Raw genomic sequence first — 15,968 nt, 5'->3', positions numbered from 1 at the left:
GATGTCCGACGTAGTGAACGCAGGATTTCCCCTGCTGACGGCGACGGCAGCGGTGCCGGCGCTCGGGGCGATCGCCACCGCCGCCGTACCCGCCGCCAAGCGCACCGCGGCCAAATGGCTCGCGCTGTTCTTCTCCCTGGTCACGCTGGCGCTCGCGGTGGTCGTCGGGATCCGGTTCAACACCGGCTCCGGCGCCGACCGTTACCAGCTGACCGAATCGCACTCCTGGATCGCGGACTTCGGGGTCCGCTACGAACTGGGCGTGGACGGCATCGGGGTGGCCCTCATCGGCCTCACCGCGCTGCTGATCCCGTTCATCATCGTGGCGGGCTGGCACGACGCGGACCCCCAGGAGACCGGGAACACCCGGTGGCGTCCCACGCAGGGCTTCTTCGCGCTGATCCTGATGGTGGAAGCGATGGTGATCCTCTCCTTCGAGGCCACCGACGTCTTCCTCTTCTACATCCTGTTCGAAGCCATGCTCATCCCGATGTACTTCCTCATCGGCGGCTTCGGCGACCGCGCCCACGCGGGCTCGGACGAGAACGCGGCGGCCCAACGCTCGTATGCGGCCGTGAAGTTCCTGCTCTACAACCTGGTCGGCGGCCTGATCATGCTGGCCGCGGTGATCGGGCTCTATGTGGTGGCCGGGACCTTCTCCCTCTCCGAGATCGCCTCGCTCCGGGCCTCCGGTGAACTGGAGATGGCGACCAACACCGAGCGCCTGCTCTTCCTCGGCTTCTTCTTCGCCTTCGCGGTGAAGGCCCCGCTCTGGCCGCTGCACACCTGGCTGCCGAACGCGATGGGCGAGGCCACGGCCCCGGTCGCGGTGCTGATCACGGCGGTGGTCGACAAGGTCGGCACCTTCGCGATGCTCCGCTTCTGCCTCCAGCTCTTCCCGAACGCCTCGGAGTGGGCGACGCCGGTCATCCTCGTCCTCGCCCTGATCTCCATCGTGTACGGGGCGCTGCTCGCGGTCGGCCAGCGGGACATCAAGCGCCTGGTCGCGTACGCGTCGATCTCGCACTTCGGGTTCATCATCATGGGCATCTTCGCGATGACCAGCCAGGGCCAGTCCGGCGCGACGCTCTACATGGTCAACCACGGCATCTCCACCGCCGCGTTGATGCTCGTCGCCGGGTTCCTGATCTCCAGGCGCGGCTCGCGGCTCATCGCGGACTACGGCGGGGTGCAGAAGGTGGCGCCGGTCCTGGCCGGCACCTTCCTGATCGGCTCGCTCGCCACGCTGTCGCTGCCGGGACTCGCCCCGTTCGTCAGCGAATTCCTGGTCCTGGTCGGCACGTTCGCGCGCTACCCGGTGATCGGCATCATCGCGACCTTCGGCATCGTGCTCGGCGCTCTGTACTCCCTGGTCCTGTACCAGCGGACGATGACCGGCCCCGTGAAGCTCGAAGTCGCCAAGATGCCCGATCTGAAGCTGCGCGAACTTCTCGTCGTGGGGCCGCTGATCGTTCTTCTCGTCTTCCTCGGCGTGTACCCGAAGCCGGTCACCGAACTGGTCGACCCGGCGGTCAAGCACACGCTCTCCGACGTAAAGCAGCATGACCCCGAGCCGGAGGTGGCGGCCAAGTGAGCGCAACAGCCGTCCACAGCCTGTGGACAACCAATGGCCTCTCGGCCCCCGAGGGCCTTTGGGCCGCCGCGGCGGAGCCGGTCGCCAAGATCGACTCTCCGCAGATCGAGTACAGCCTGATCGCTCCCACGCTGATCGTGATCGGCGCCGCGATCCTCGGCATCCTGGTCGAGGCGTTCGTGCCGCGGGTGGCCCGCTACTACGTGCAGGTGTTCCTGTCGGTGGTCGCGCTCGTCGCCGCGTTCGCCGCGGTGGTCGCGCTCGCGGCCGGCGGGCACGGCACCACCGAGTCGGGCATCGTGGCCATGGGGGCGCTCGCGGTCGACGGTCCCGCCCTGTTCCTCCAGGGCACGATTCTGCTCGCCGGTCTGGTCGCGATCTTCACCTTCGCCGAGCGCAGGCTCGACCCGGAGGCGCACGGCAACCGCGTCGACTCGTTCGCGGCCCAGGCCGCGTCCGTGCCGGGCAGTGAGAGTGAACAGGCCGCGGTACGGGCCGGGTTCACCACCACCGAGGTGTTCCCGCTCGCGCTGTTCGCGATCGGCGGCATGCTGGTCTTCCCCTCGGCGAACGACCTCCTGACGCTCTTCATCGCGCTGGAAGTCTTCTCTCTCCCGCTCTATCTCCTCTGCGCCCTGGCCCGCCGCAAGCGGCTCATGTCGCAGGAGGCCGCGGTCAAGTACTTCCTGCTCGGCGCGTTCTCCTCCGCGTTCCTGCTCTTCGGCATCGCGCTCCTCTACGGATACGCGGGCACGGTCTCGTACGCCGGGATCGCGGACGTCGTCGATGGCACCGTGCAGAACGTGAACCCGGCGCTCGCCGGCACGATGGGCAACGACGCACTGCTCCTGATCGGCGCGGCGCTGATCCTGATGGGCCTGCTCTTCAAGGTCGGCGCCGTCCCGTTCCACATGTGGACCCCGGACGTCTACCAGGGCGCTCCGACCCCGGTGACGGGCTTCATGGCGGCGGCCACGAAGGTAGCCGCCTTCGGTGCGCTGCTCCGTCTCCTGTACGTCGTACTCCCGGGCCTGCGCTGGGACTGGCGGCCGGTCATGTGGGGCGTGGCGATCGCCACGATGCTGCTCGGCGCGATCGTCGCGATCACGCAGACGGACATCAAGCGGCTGCTCGCTTACTCGTCGATCGCGCACGCGGGCTTCATCCTGGCCGGTGTCATCGCCACGACGCCCGACGGCATCTCGTCGGTCCTCTTCTACCTGGGTGCCTACTCCTTCGTGACGATCGGTGCGTTCGCCGTGGTCACGCTGGTGCGGGACGCGGGGGGCGAGGCGACGCACCTGTCCAAGTGGGCGGGTCTCGGGCGCCGTTCACCGCTGGTGGCGGCCGTGTTCGCGGTGTTCCTGCTCGCCTTCGCCGGCATTCCGCTGACCTCCGGGTTCGCCGGCAAGTTCGCGGTGTTCAAGGCGGCGGCGGAGGGTGGCGCGGGCGCGCTGGTCGTGGTCGGCGTCATCTCGTCGGCGATCGCGGCGTTCTTCTACATCCGCGTGATCGTCCTGATGTTCTTCAGCGAGCCCAGGCCGGAGGGTCCGACGGTGGCGGTCCCGTCGCCGCTCACCATGACGGCGATCGGCGTCGGCGTGGCGGTCACGCTGGTCCTCGGTGTCGCCCCGCAGTACTTCCTGGACCTGGCCAACCAGGCGAGCGTCTTCGTCCGCTGAGCTGAGTGATCCGGCCTGACCGCCCGGTGCCCTTTGGGTGCCGGGCGGTTGGCTTTGCGTGCGGCTCGGCAACTGCACCGCCGCGGAGCGGCGGAGCATCTGGGGGTGCAGGGGGCGGAGCCCCCGCGAAGGGGGCGCGGGGCGTCAGCCCCGAGCCACCACCCCGCCGCGGAGCGGCGGAGCATCCGGGGGTGCAGGGGGCGGAGCCCCCGCGGAAGGGGTGTGGGGCGTCAGCCCCGCACAACACACCCCGCCGCGGAGCGGCGGAGCACGTCGAGGCGGACGGCGCCGTCCACAGGCCTGTGGATAACTCGGAGACTGTCCGCGCGGACCCCTATCGTGAGGGGCGTGGTCGAAAAGCGGCCGAGGGCACACGGGGGAACACAACCATGGACGGGACCGCAGTGATGGAAGAGGTCAGCCTGACGCTGGTCGAGCACACCGACGCAGAAAGCGAAGCACTCCGCACGCTGAACCGCGTCTTCGGATACGACAGCTTCCGCGGCGACCAGGAAGCCGTCATCGAGCACGTGGTCGCCGGCGGCGACGCCGTCGTCCTCATGCCGACCGGCGCCGGAAAGTCGCTCTGCTACCAGATCCCGTCCCTCGTCCGGCCCGGCACCGGCGTCGTGATCTCCCCGCTGATCGCCCTGATGCAGGACCAGGTCGACGCCCTGCGCGCCCTCGGCGTCCGCGCCGGGTTCATCAACTCCACGCAGGACTACGACGAACAGCGCCTGGTCGAGGCCGAGTTCGTGGCGGGCGAGCTCGACCTGCTCTACCTCGCCCCCGAGCGCCTCCGCCTCGAATCCACCCTCGACCTGCTCTCCCGCGGCAAGATCTCCGTCTTCGCGATCGACGAGGCCCACTGCGTCGCCCAGTGGGGCCACGACTTCCGCCCCGACTATCTGGCCCTCTCCCTGCTCGGTGAACGCTGGCCCGACGTCCCGCGCATCGCCCTGACCGCGACCGCGACCCGCGCCACCCACCAGGAGATCACCAAGAACCTGGGCATGGACGGCGCCCGCCACTTCGAGGCGAGCTTCGACCGGCCCAACATCCAGTACCGGATCGTCTCCAAGGACGACCCCAAGAAGCAGCTCCTGCGGTTCCTCAAGGAGGAGCACGCCGGCGACGCGGGCATCGTCTACTGCCTCTCGCGCAACTCGGTCGAGAAGACAGCCGAGTTCCTCTGCCGCAACGACATTCCGGCCGTCCCGTACCACGCCGGCCTGGACGCGCGGACCCGCGCCCTGCACCAGTCGCGCTTCCTGCGCGAGGAGGGCCTGACCGTCGTCGCGACCATCGCCTTCGGCATGGGCATCGACAAGCCGGACGTCCGCTTCGTCGCCCACCTCGACCTGCCGAAGTCCGTCGAGGGCTACTACCAGGAGACCGGCCGCGCGGGCCGCGACGGCCTCCCGTCCACGGCCTGGATGGCGTACGGCCTTCAGGACGTGGTCCAGCAGCGCAAGCTGATCCAGAGCGGCGAGGGCGACCTGGCCTTCCAGCGCAGGGCCGCCTCCCACCTGGACGCGATGCTGGCGCTCTGCGAGACGGTCCAGTGCCGGCGCGCCCAACTCCTCGCGTACTTCGGGCAGCAGCAGGAGAGCCCGGCCTGCGGCAACTGCGACAGCTGCCTGACACCCCCGGAGACCTGGGACGGCACGGTCGCCGCGCAGAAGGTGCTCTCCGCGGTCGTACGGCTGCAGCGCGAGCGCGGCCAGAAGTTCGGCACCGGCCAGATCGTCGACATCCTGCTCGGCCGCAAGACGGCCAAGGTCATCCAGTTCGACCACGATCAGCTGTCGGTCTTCGGGATCGGCCAGGAGCTGTCGGAGGCCGAATGGCGCGGTGTGGTGCGGCAGTTGCTCGCCCAGCGGCTGCTCGCCGTGGAGGGGGAGTACGGGACGCTCGTCCTGACCGAGGACAGCGGGGCGGTCCTGGCCCGGCAGCGTGAGGTGCCCCTGCGCAAGGAGCCCAAGAAGGCGCCTTCGGCAAGGGGTTCGTCCTCGAAGGGGGAGCGGAAGTCCAAGGCGGCGATCGATCTGCCCGAGGACCTGCTGCCGCTCTTCGAGACGCTGCGGACCTGGCGGGCGACGCAGGCCAGGGAGCAGGGCGTGCCGGCGTACGTGGTCTTCCCCGACGCGACGCTCAAGGAGATCACCCTCACCGCACCGTCCACGATCGACGAGCTCGGGGGGATCAGCGGGGTCGGCGAGAAGAAGCTGGCGACGTACGGGGAGGCGGTGCTCGGCGTGCTGGCCGAGTGGGCCGGAGCGGACGGGGCGGCCGGGGCGCAGCCCTCGGGAGAGGACGAGCCGCCGCTGGACGAGCCGCCGTTCGACGAGTGAGCGCAGGCACCCGGTCCGCTGTGGACCGGGTGCCTGCGGGGCGGCCCGCCTCAGCCGGCGGCCACCTTGCCCGTCTCAGTCGGTGACCGGCCGGCTCGCCTCAGCCTGCGAACACCTGGTCCACCTCAGCCGGCGACCACCTTGCCCGTCACCTCGCCCAGACCCACCCGTACGCCGTCGGGACCGGGCGCCCAGGCCGTCAGCGTGACCTCGTCGCCGTCCTCGAGGAATGTGCGCTTGCCGGAGGGGAGTTCGAGGGGCCGGGTGCCGTTCCAGGTGAGCTCGATCAGCGAGCCGCGCTGGTGCAGTTCGGGGCCGCTGACCGTGCCCGAGCCGTACAGGTCCCCGGTGCGCAGCGAGGCGCCGCCGACCGTCATATGGGCGAGCATCTGGGCGGGGGACCAGTACATGCCGGAGTACGGGGGCTCGGAGATCACTTCGCCGTTGAGGGTGACCGTGATCCGCAGGTCGTAGCCGCCGGGCTCCTCCTCGCCGGAGTCGTCCAGATACGGCAGGAGCGGGACGTCACGGGCGGGCAGCACGGCACGGGCCGCGTCCAGCGCTTCGAGCGGAGTGATCCATGCGGACACCGACGTGGCGAAGGACTTCGCGACGTGCGGGCCGAGCGGCACGTACTCCCAGGGCTGGATGTCGCGGGCCGACCAGTCGTTGAGCAGGCAGAGGCCGAAGACATGATCGCGGAAGGAGGACAGCGGGACGGGCGAACCCATCGCCGAGGGGGCGCCGACCACGAAGCCCACCTCGGCCTCGATGTCCATCTTGGCCGACGGACCGAAGCCCGGTGCCGCGTCCGAGGGCGCCTTGCGCTGGCCGCTCGGGCGGATCACATCGGTGCCGGACACCACCACGGTGCCGGCCCGTCCGTGGTAACCCACCGGCAGATACTTCCAGTTGGGGAGCAGCGCGTCGCCGTCCGGGCGGAACATCCGGCCCAGGTTGGTCGCGTGGTGCTCGCTCGCGTAGAAGTCGACGTAGTCCGCGACCTCGAAGGGGAGGTGCAGCTCGACCGTGTCCAGGGGGTGAAGCAGCGGTTCCACGACCTCGCGGTGCGCGGGCACCGTCACCCACGCGGTCAGCGCCCTGCGCACGTCCCGCCAGGTCTGCCGGCCCGCGGCGAGCAGCGGGTTCAGCGAAGGCTGGGCGAGCAGCGACGCATACGGCGAGCCCAGGGCGTGCGCGGCCGCACCGGCGTCCAGGACGCGGTCGCCGAGGCGTACGCCGACCCTGCGCAGCGGTTCACCGCTCGCCGTGGGCAGGGAGAAGACGCCGTAGGGCAGATTGTGCGGGCCGAAGGGGTCGCCCTCGGGAAGGTCGAGCGGGGTGGGCTCGGGCATGGGACGCTGCCTCGCTTTCCATGTGCAGGTTGGCCACACCGTACAAGTGCCGGGCGGCTATGCGGCAGTGTGTGCCCGGCCCTGCGGCAGTGCGTGCCGGGGGCTGGGGCAGTACGGGTCCGGCCGTGCGGTAGTGCGTGCTCGGCGGTGCCGGCGGTGTGCTCGGGCCTGCGGCAGTACGTGCCCCGCCCTCTGCGGCAGTACGTGCCCCGCCCTACGCAGTGTGCGCTCGGCCCTGCGGTTGAGGGCCTCCGGGTCCCTTGGGACCTCTGGGGACCAAGGTCCTCCCTTTGGCCAAAGTCCACTTTTCCTTGGTTTGTTGGTATCTCCGTATCCTGGGGCCCATGGCAAGACCATCCGCGTACACACTGATCGCCACCGACCTCGACGGCACCCTGCTCAGGCACGGCGACACCATCTCCCCGCGCTCGCGCACCGCTCTCACCAGGGCGACCGCGACCGGCGCCCGGCATATCGTCGTCACCGGACGGCCCGTCCCCCAGGTGCGGCATCTGCTGCTCGAGCTCGACTACCAGGGGCTCGTGGTCTGCGGCCAGGGCGCACAGGTCTACGACGCGGGTGCGAACCGGATGGTCAGCTCCCTGACCCTCGACCGTGAGCTCGCCGACGTGGCGCTCGGCAAGATCGAGGCCGAGGTCGGCGAGGTCTTCGCGGCGGTGAACCAGGACGGCATGGAGGGCCTGATGCTCATGGAGCCGGGTTACGAGATGCCGCACCCGACGCTGCCGGCGGTACGCGTCGCCAACCGTTCCGCGCTGTGGTCGGACCCGATCAACAAGGTCCTGATGCGCCATGCCTCGCTCTCCGACGACGAGCTCGCCGCCGCGGCCCGGGCTGCCACGGACGGTCTGGTCACGGTGACGATGGCCGGGCCCGGCACGGTGGAGCTGCAGCCCGTGGGCGTCACCAAGTCGACCGGTCTGGCGCTCGCGGCCGAGCGGATGGGGATCGCGCCGCAGTCGACGATCGCGTTCGGCGATATGCCCAACGACATCCCGATGTTCCACTGGGCCGGCTACGGCGTGGCGATGGCGAACGCCCATGAGGAGCTCAAGGCCGTGGCCGACGAGATCACCTCGTCCAACGAGGAGGACGGCATCGCCGTGGTCCTGGAGCGGCTCTTCGCCTGAGCGCGAGTGGGTACTCGTCCGGGCGTCGGTCTGCGAGTGGGTACTCGTCCGGGCGTCGGCCTGCGAGCGGGTACTCGCCCGAGCGCCGGACGACCGGACGGCAGACAGCCGGACAGCCGGACAACCGGTCCTCGCCCAAGCGCAAGCGGCTTTGCGCCCGAGCGCGGAGGGTCAAAGAGAACTAAAGCCGAGCCTTACCTCCCCTTTACTTCGGGCCTTTCGCCCCAACGCCCACAAGACCGCCGCTTGAGCCGCTTGCGACCGGGCAGGCGCTCGCTGTGATCGAAACGCGACCGGATACGCTGACTTGAGTGATGACAGCGACACATCGACAAACCGCGTCATCGACCGTGTGAGTGCCGCGTGACCGACCTTGTGTTTGTCAGCAGACAGGAGAACCCCTCGTGACCGTCGTCGGGCCGTTCGGGCTGAGCGTGCGGGACCAGGCCCTCGAAGCCGATGTCCAGGCCGGGTTGGCTGCTGTCGAGGAGGGGCTCCTCGAGGCCACCAAGAGCGAGGTCCCGTTCATCACGGAGGCCGCGCAGCATCTCGTACGCGCCGGCGGCAAGCGCTTCCGGCCGCTCCTGGTCATGCTCGCCGCGCAGTTCGGTGATCCGCACGCACCGGGTGTCGTGCCGTCCGCTGTCGTCGTCGAGCTGACGCATCTCGCGACGCTGTACCACGACGACGTGATGGACGAGGCGGACGTCCGCCGCGGTGTGCCCAGCGCCAACACCCGCTGGGGCAACTCCGTCGCGGTCCTCACCGGCGACTTCCTCTTCGCGCGCGCCTCGCACATCCTGGCCGACCTCGGCCCCGAGGCCGTACGGATCCAGGCCGAGGCCTTCGAGCGTCTGGTCACCGGCCAGATCCTGGAGACCGCGGGGCCGCGCGACGGCCGCGACCCGGTCGACCACTACCTCGATGTGATCGCCGGCAAGACCGGTTCGCTGATCGCCGTCTCCGGCCGCTTCGGCGCGATGATGTCCGGCGCCGACGAGACGGTCGTGGACGTCCTCACGCAGTACGGCGAGCGCCTCGGTGTCGCGTTCCAGCTCGCGGACGACGTCCTGGACATCGCCTCGGACTCGCACGAGTCGGGCAAGACCCCCGGCACCGATCTGCGCGAAGGCATCCCGACCCTGCCGGTCCTCCTGCTTCGCGCCCAGGCCGACCTGTACGGACGGCCCGACGATCTCGCCCTGTGCGAGCTGCTCGACGGTGACCTCACCGACGACGCCCGGCACGCCGAGGCCCTGGCCCGGCTGCGCGTGCACCCCGCTCTCGAGCAGGCCCGCCGCGACACCGTGCGCTATGCCGAGGACGCCCGCGCGGCCCTCGCCCCGCTGCCCGAGTGCGACGCCAAGATCTCGCTCGTGGAGCTGTGCGACGCGGTGGTCCACCGGGCGGGCTGAGACCCCTCCCGTTCGTGTGACGCAGGTCACTTTTCTGGATTGAGTCCAAGCCAGGAATCGTTCCGTACTCATGCCCAGAAGCTGACGCAGGGGGTGTCAGCCGGCATACGGGGGATTTCTGTCATGGGTACTACGCGTGCGTTCACCAGCAGCCGTCGTCGTCCGGTCCTGATCGGTTCCGCAGCCGCCGTCGCGGCCGCCGCGCTGGCGGTCGCGGTCCTGCCGGCGGTCGCGGACAGCGGCTCCGGCGAAGGTGCGGACAGGGCGAGTTCGGCGCTCGGCGTGCAACACGGCAACGGCCACGGGGGGCACGAGGGCCGACCCGGCACCCCGGGCGTGACCACCGGCAACGGCACCATCCTCGCCGCGAGCCTGAACGGCGCCAACGAGGTGCCCAACGACGAGGGCAAGGCCGTCGGCGACAAGGACGGCGCGGCCCTGCAGTTCGTGAAGGTCAGCGGCGACAAGGTGTCCTTCGCCGTGAAGTGGCGGGGCACCGCCGAGCCGACCGCGCTCCACATCCACCAGGGCGCCAAGGGCGTCAACGGCGGCATCAAGGTCGACTTCACCAAGCTCCTGTCGTACGCGAAGGGCCACAGCGCCACGGGCACGGTCACCGTCGAGGACCAGGCCCTCCTGAACGAGCTCAAGTCCAACCCCGGTGGTTTCTACGCGAATCTGCACACCGCCGAGTTCCCGGGCGGAGCGGTCCGCGGGCAGCTGCACAAGGTCACCGATCCGTTCGACTTCCGCCGTGCCCTGACCAACTTCCAGGCCTCGGTGGTCAAGGGCGAGCAGATCTATGAGTGCAAGCGGGGCGAGGACGGCACGCTCTCGTTCCAGCAGCGCGATGTCCGTGCGGTGCTCGCCGGCCGGATCGACCACTCCTTCGTGGCGCCGAACTCCGGTACGCCGCAGTGGATCGCCCGCGACGGCAGCGCGGTCAAGGCCAAGGTGATCTCCAGGACCCCGAACGGGGTGGCCAACATCCCCGAACTGGACCTGGACGCCGAGCAGACCGGCAAGCACCACGGCCTGCTCGCGGGCACCGCCGAGATCCTCCGCCTCAACACGGTGGGCGGCGTCGCCCCGTCCGGCGCCTGCGACCAGGGCGTTGTCGTGGGGGTCCCGTACAAGGCGGACTACGTGTTCATCCAGGACTGATCACAGCCTGATCCAGCACTGATCCAGCACTGATCCAGCACCGATCACAGCCTGATCCAGCACTGACCGGCCCGCGGACCAGGGCCAGGTGCGGTGGCGCATCCCCTACGGGTGGGGGTATGCGCCACCCCCGTTTGTCATCCCACAGCAGTACATGGAGTTGAGTCCGGGGGCTGACGCTTCCAGGCGGGCGATTTGGTCGTATGGAGAGGCACAGACGACGACGTGATCCGCCCGCCGCACCACGGAGGTAAGGCACCCATGGCACCCAACGCACCCTACGAACCGGCACCTGTACGCGACGAGGCCGACGACCTGCGCGACGGCCGGCGCAAGGCGGCGCGTTACATCGTGCCCATCGCCGTGGCCGGCGTCGCGGCGGCCACCATCGGCCTTGTCCCGGCGCTCGCGAGCTCCGGCGACCCGGACCTGCCGAAGATCAGCGCGCAGGAGCTCATCGAGAAGATCGCCGCCTCGGACACCGAGCAGCTCTCCGGCAACGTGAAGATCACCACCGACCTGGGCCTGCCCTCCTTCGCCGGTCTCGCCGACTCGCTCGGCGGTCTGGCCGACGAGGGCGGCAAGGACGGCAAGGGCGCCACCGCCGACCCGCAGAGCAAGCTGCTCGAACTCGCCACGGGCACCCACAATCTGCAGGTCGCCGCCGACGGCCCCGACAAGCAGAAGCTGACCATCCTCGGCAAGGGTTCCGACTACAGCCTGATCCACAACGGCGACGACGTCTGGGCGTACGACAGCGGGTCGAAGGAAGCCGTGCACACGAAGGGTGACGCGGGCGAGGGCCACGAGGCCGAGCCGACCGCGACCCCGAAGGAGCTGGCCGAGCAGGCGCTCAAGGCGGCCGACCCGACGACCGAGGTGACGGTCGACGGCACCTCGCGGATCGCCGGCCAGGACGCGTACCAGCTGAAGCTCGAGCCCAAGCAGTCCGGTTCGACGATCAGCTCGATCACGATCGACGTGGACGCGGACACCTACGTACCGCTGAAGTTCTCGCTCAACTCGAGCGACGGCGGCAAGCCCGTCATCGACGCGGGCTTCACCAAGGTCGACTTCTCGAAGCCGGCCGCGTCGAACTTCACGCTGCCGAAGGGCGCCAAGGTCACCGAGGGCGACGAGCTGGAGAAGAACGCGCCCGAGGGTGAGCTTCCGAAGGACGTCGAGAAGGACCTCAAGGACCTGGAGAAGGAGTTCGGCAAGGGCGGCCCGAAGCACGGCGAGCCCGCCGAGGGCGACTTCGAGGGCATGAACGGCATGAAGGTCATCGGCGAGGGCTGGGCCACCATCGCCACCTTCGACACCGGCGGCCAGGGCCTGCCGGCCGCCGGCTCCGACGAGATGAAGGACATGCCGGCCGGGGTGTCCGGGCTGCTGGACTCCTTCGGCGACAAGGTCAGCGGGAAGTTCGGCGAGGGCACGGTCTTCAAGACCCGTCTGATCAACGTCCTGATGACCGACGACGGCAAGGTCTACGCGGGCGCGGTCACCAAGGACGCGCTGGTGAAGGCGGCGAACGAAGCGAAGTAGGCGCAGCGGCAAGCGAGTCGGGCCGGAGGGCGACATGCCCTCCGGCCCTCGCGTGTTCGCACACTATGAACGCAATCGACGGACCCATGGAGCGAGAGCGATCCGCTTCCTAGCATCACAGCGCTCGGCGCGACGACGGCGTGCCACCGAGGTCAGGAGCGTTGTTTTGAGGGCACTTTCGATACGGGGACGGCTGCGGCACACCCTGGCGGCGACCGCGGCGGCAGCGGGTCTCGTCGCGGGCACCCTGACCGTCGCGAGCCCGGCCCAGGCCGAAGTGCGGCCGTCGGACGCGGTCGCCTGCCCGGCGGACATCGGTGACAAGGCCGCCTGTTACACCGGCCAGGACGCGAACGGCGCGTACTACGCGATCGCGATCCCCAAGAACTGGAACGGCGACCTCGTCGTCCACGCCCACGGCGGTCCCGACCTCGGGGAGGCCTCCGACCCGGCGCGCAGCGTCGAGGACCTGGACCGCTGGTCGGTCATGGTCGACGAGGGCTATGCGTGGGCCGGCTCCTCGTACCGCCGCGGCGGCTACGGGACGCGGATGGGCGCGATCGACACGGAGAACGTGCGCCGCCAGTTCGTCGCCGAGTTCGGTACGCCGGAGCGGACCTTCCTGCACGGGCAGTCCTGGGGCGGCAACGTCGCGGCCAAGGCCCTGGAGATGTACGGCGGCAAGCGCGGCCCCTACGATGCGGCGCTGCTCACCAACGGCGTGCTCGGCGGCGGCTCGCGGGGCTATGACTACCGGGTCGATCTGCGCGTGGTCTACCAGTACTACTGCGAGAACCTGCCCCGTCCCACCGAGCCGCAGTACCCCCTGTGGCAGGGGCTTCGCGCCGATTCGACACTGACCACGACCGGGATGCGGTCGAGGCTGCGCGAGTGCACCGGCTACGACCTCGCCCCCGCGGAGCGCACGGCCCTCCAGCAGCGCAACCTCGACGACATCCTCGCCGTGACGAAGATCCCCGAGCGCACCCTCGAATCGCATCTGCGCTTCTCGGTGTTCACCTTCCGCGACATCGTGCACAGCCGGCTCGACGGCCGTAACCCCTTCTCCAACGCCGGTGTCCGGTACTCCGGTTCGCACGACGACAAGGCGCTCAACGCCGGGGTCGCACGCTTCGAGGCCGATCCGACCGCCAAGCGCGACCTGTCGTACGACAGCGATCTGACCGGTGACGTCGAGATCCCCGTGCTCACGCTGCACGCGATCGACGACCCGACGGCGTTCGTCGAGCACGAGTCGGCGTACCGGATGACGCTCGAAGAGGCCGACTGGGACCATCTGCTCGTGCAGACCTTCACCAGGGAGAGCGAGCACAGTGGGCTGAGCAAGGCCGAGTACGCCAACTCCATGGCGCGGCTTGCGCAGTGGGCCGAGACCGGGAAGCGGCCCTCGGTCCGCTCCATCGCCGAGTCGTGTGCGCGGTTCGACGCGACGTACGGCACTGGCTGCTTCTACGACGCGGGCTTCCGTCCCGGCTCGTACGCCTCACGGGTCGAGGCCCGTCCGGACGGCGGCCGCGACTGGCCGGCGATGACCTCCGGGCAGGAACGGCGCTGGAGCAGGATCGAGGGCGTCGGCATCGCGCCGTAGATCAGCCGGTGGCGGTGGACCGGACGCCGCAGGGCATCCGGTCCCGGTGGACCGGAGGGGAGCCCGAGCTCACTCCACGCAGAACTCGTTCCCCTCCGGATCCGCCATCGTCACCCACTCGCCGATCGGCTCCTTGATCCGGTACAACTCCCGCGCCCCGAGCGCTTCGAGCCTCGCGACCTCCTCGTCGCGGTCACGGCCTTCGGCGGTGTGGACGTCGAGGTGCAGCCGGTTCTTGACGGTCTTCTTCTCCGGCACGCGCTGGAACAGCAGCCGCCGTCCCTTGCCCATGCCCGTGTTCTCGTCGTACGGGTCGTCGGGATGCCGTACGGCGGCGTAGTCGCGGAAGGCCGGGCGGCCGTTCCACTCCGGGGCCTCCTCCGGCTTGACCGCTCCGGCCGCGAGCAGCTGCCCGATCAGGGCGCTGTGGTCCTCCAGCTCATAGCCGAGTGCGGCGGCCCAGAAGTCGGCCTGGCCCCGGGGCTCCTCGGCGTCGATGACGAGTTTCCAGTGCAGAGTCATGCCACCAGTCCTACCCGCCATGTAGGACACCTGGAGTCCTCCATACGCGGACTGCTTACGCGGCCGTCCATACGCGGCCGTCCATACGCGGCCGTCCATACGCAGCCGTCCATACGCAGCCATCCATACGCGGACGACTTACGCGGCCGGCTCCCGCGGCGGCACGGGCGCCGTCGCCTGGGCCTGCACCGCGAGCCGCAGCGCCTCGGACCGGTTCCTGCGCGCCGTACGCAGCGCGTCCCAGGTCAGCGTGACCAGCGCCAGCCATACGAGAGCGAAGCCGGCCCAGCGCTCGGGCGGCATCGCCTCGTGGAAGTACCAGACGCCGAGCAGGAACTGGAAGACCGGCGCCAGGTACTGCAGCAGACCGAGTGTCGACAGCGGTACGCGGATCGCGGCCGCTCCGAAGCAGATGAGGGGGAGCGCGGTGACCACACCGGTCGCGGCGAGCAGCGCCGCATGCCCGGCGCCGTGCGTGCCGAAGGCCGCGTCCCCGCGCGAGCCCAGCCACAGCAGATAGCCGAGCGCGGGCAGGAACTGCACCGCGGTCTCGGCCGCGAGGGACTCCAGGCCGCCGAGGTTGAGCTTCTTCTTGACCAGGCCGTACGTGGCGAAGGAGAAGGCGAGCGTCAGGGAGATCCACGGCGGCTGCCCGTACCCGATCGCGAGCACGAGCACGGCCGCGAAGCCGATGCCGACGGCGGTCCACTGGGCGGGGCGCAGCCGTTCCTTGAGCAGGAGGACGCCCATCGCGATGGTGACCAGGGGGTTGATGAAGTAGCCGAGGGAGGCCTCGACGACCTGGCCGGAGTTCACGGCCCAGATGTAGACGCCCCAGTTCACGGTGATCACGGCGGCGGCGACGGTGATCAGGGCCAGCTTGCGGGGCTGGCGGATCAGCTCGCCCGCCCACGCCCAGCGGCGCATCACCAGGAGCACGAGTCCGACGAGGACCAGAGACCAGACCATCCGATGGGCGAGGATCTCCAGCGCGCCGGCCGGTTTGAGCAGCGGCCAGAAGAGCGGGACAAGACCCCACATCCCGTACGCGGCAAAGCCGTATATGAGCCCCGCTCGCCCTTCGCCCGACGGCTTCAAGGCCCCTCCTCGTCTCGCACCTCGACCCCTTCGACGGTAGCGGGACAAGGGCCCGGCTGTCATGTCCGTATCGCTATACGGTCATGACAGCCAGGCCCTGCTTTCGATACGCGGGGTCAGGCCGCGAGCGCCTGCTTGATCGCGTCCGCGATCGGCGTGGTCGGGCGGCCGGTCAGCCGGGCCAGATCGCCGTTCTGCCGCGCGAGGAGGCCGCGGGCGATGGCCGCGTCCACGTCCACGAGGATCTCGGCGAACGGCTCCGGCACACCGGCGCCGGTGAGGACGGCGAGGTGCTGCTCGCCCGGGACGTTCGCGTACGAGATGGTCTTGCCGGTCTGGCGGGAGAGCTCGGCCGCGTACTCCTCGAAGCTCCAGGCTTCGTCGCCGCTCAGCTCGTACGTGGCGTTCTCGTGGCCCTCGCCGGCCAGGACGGCGGCGGCCGCGGCGGCGTAGTCGGCGCGCGAGGCCGAGGCGAC

11 protein-coding genes and 1 pseudogene are annotated in these 15,968 nt (G+C 69.9%); 8 read left to right on the top strand and 4 right to left on the bottom strand.

Annotated features, from left to right (window positions below):
* Position 1: 1 nt before the first annotated feature.
* The 3 genes from ABT367_RS07400 (at position 2) to recQ (ending at position 5,630) form a co-directional block, all read left to right on the top strand.
* Positions 2-1,594 carry an NADH-quinone oxidoreductase subunit M gene (locus ABT367_RS07400; RefSeq protein WP_352250529.1) on the top strand — a complete coding sequence of 531 codons (1,593 nt, stop codon included), beginning with the start codon at positions 2-4 and terminating at the stop codon, positions 1,592-1,594.
* Positions 1,591-3,276: an NADH-quinone oxidoreductase subunit NuoN gene (gene nuoN / locus ABT367_RS07395; RefSeq protein WP_352250527.1), complete on the top strand. Its 1,686-nt coding sequence runs from the start codon at positions 1,591-1,593 to the stop codon at positions 3,274-3,276. Before ABT367_RS07400 ends, nuoN begins: the two co-directional genes overlap by 4 nt.
* A 389-nt stretch (positions 3,277-3,665) precedes the next feature.
* Positions 3,666-5,630, top strand: coding sequence for a DNA helicase RecQ (gene recQ / locus ABT367_RS07390; RefSeq protein WP_352250525.1), 1,965 nt, complete (start codon positions 3,666-3,668; stop codon positions 5,628-5,630).
* A gap of 125 nt (positions 5,631-5,755) precedes the next feature.
* Here recQ and fahA read toward each other — a convergent pair whose 3' ends face one another.
* The gene (fahA, locus tag ABT367_RS07385; protein ID WP_352250523.1) at positions 5,756-6,985 is read right to left on the bottom strand and encodes a fumarylacetoacetase; all 1,230 of its coding nucleotides are present in this window, start codon (positions 6,983-6,985) and stop codon (positions 5,756-5,758) included.
* A 344-nt stretch (positions 6,986-7,329) separates the two neighbouring features.
* On the opposite strand from fahA, the gene ABT367_RS07380 reads away from it, so the two are divergent.
* From ABT367_RS07380 to ABT367_RS07360, 5 genes are all read left to right on the top strand, one after another.
* Positions 7,330-8,136, top strand: coding sequence for an HAD family hydrolase (locus tag ABT367_RS07380; RefSeq protein WP_352250521.1), 807 nt, complete (start codon positions 7,330-7,332; stop codon positions 8,134-8,136).
* Between the two features lie 404 nt (positions 8,137-8,540).
* Entirely contained in the window at positions 8,541-9,551 is a 1,011-nt protein-coding gene (locus ABT367_RS07375; protein ID WP_352250519.1) for a polyprenyl synthetase family protein, read from the top strand.
* Between the two features lie 123 nt (positions 9,552-9,674).
* Entirely contained in the window at positions 9,675-10,715 is a 1,041-nt protein-coding gene (locus ABT367_RS07370; protein ID WP_352250517.1) for a CHRD domain-containing protein, read from the top strand.
* A gap of 261 nt (positions 10,716-10,976) precedes the next feature.
* Entirely contained in the window at positions 10,977-12,263 is a 1,287-nt protein-coding gene (locus tag ABT367_RS07365) for a LolA family protein (protein ID WP_352250515.1), read from the top strand.
* 166 nt (positions 12,264-12,429) lie between these two features.
* Positions 12,430-13,872, top strand: a complete 1,443-nt coding sequence (locus tag ABT367_RS07360; RefSeq protein ID WP_352250513.1) for an alpha/beta hydrolase family protein — start codon at positions 12,430-12,432, stop codon at positions 13,870-13,872.
* A gap of 69 nt (positions 13,873-13,941) precedes the next feature.
* Here ABT367_RS07360 and ABT367_RS07355 read toward each other — a convergent pair whose 3' ends face one another.
* From ABT367_RS07355 to ABT367_RS07345, 3 genes and pseudogenes are all read right to left on the bottom strand, one after another.
* The gene (locus ABT367_RS07355; RefSeq protein WP_352250511.1) at positions 13,942-14,394 is read right to left on the bottom strand and encodes a VOC family protein; all 453 of its coding nucleotides are present in this window, start codon (positions 14,392-14,394) and stop codon (positions 13,942-13,944) included.
* A gap of 138 nt (positions 14,395-14,532) precedes the next feature.
* Complete coding sequence (rarD, locus tag ABT367_RS07350) at positions 14,533-15,435, bottom strand: EamA family transporter RarD (protein WP_352250658.1); 903 nt, start codon at positions 15,433-15,435, stop codon at positions 14,533-14,535.
* A gap of 173 nt (positions 15,436-15,608) precedes the next feature.
* Positions 15,609-15,968, bottom strand: a pseudogene (locus tag ABT367_RS07345) (KR domain-containing protein); the annotation flags it as partial.

Source organism: Streptomyces mesophilus, assembly GCF_040300965.1.
GTDB classification, from domain to species: Bacteria; Actinomycetota; Actinomycetes; order Streptomycetales; family Streptomycetaceae; genus Streptomyces; species Streptomyces mesophilus_A.
The sequence above is the reverse complement of the archived record's forward strand: the minus strand, read 5'-3'. Positions and strand labels throughout refer to the sequence as shown.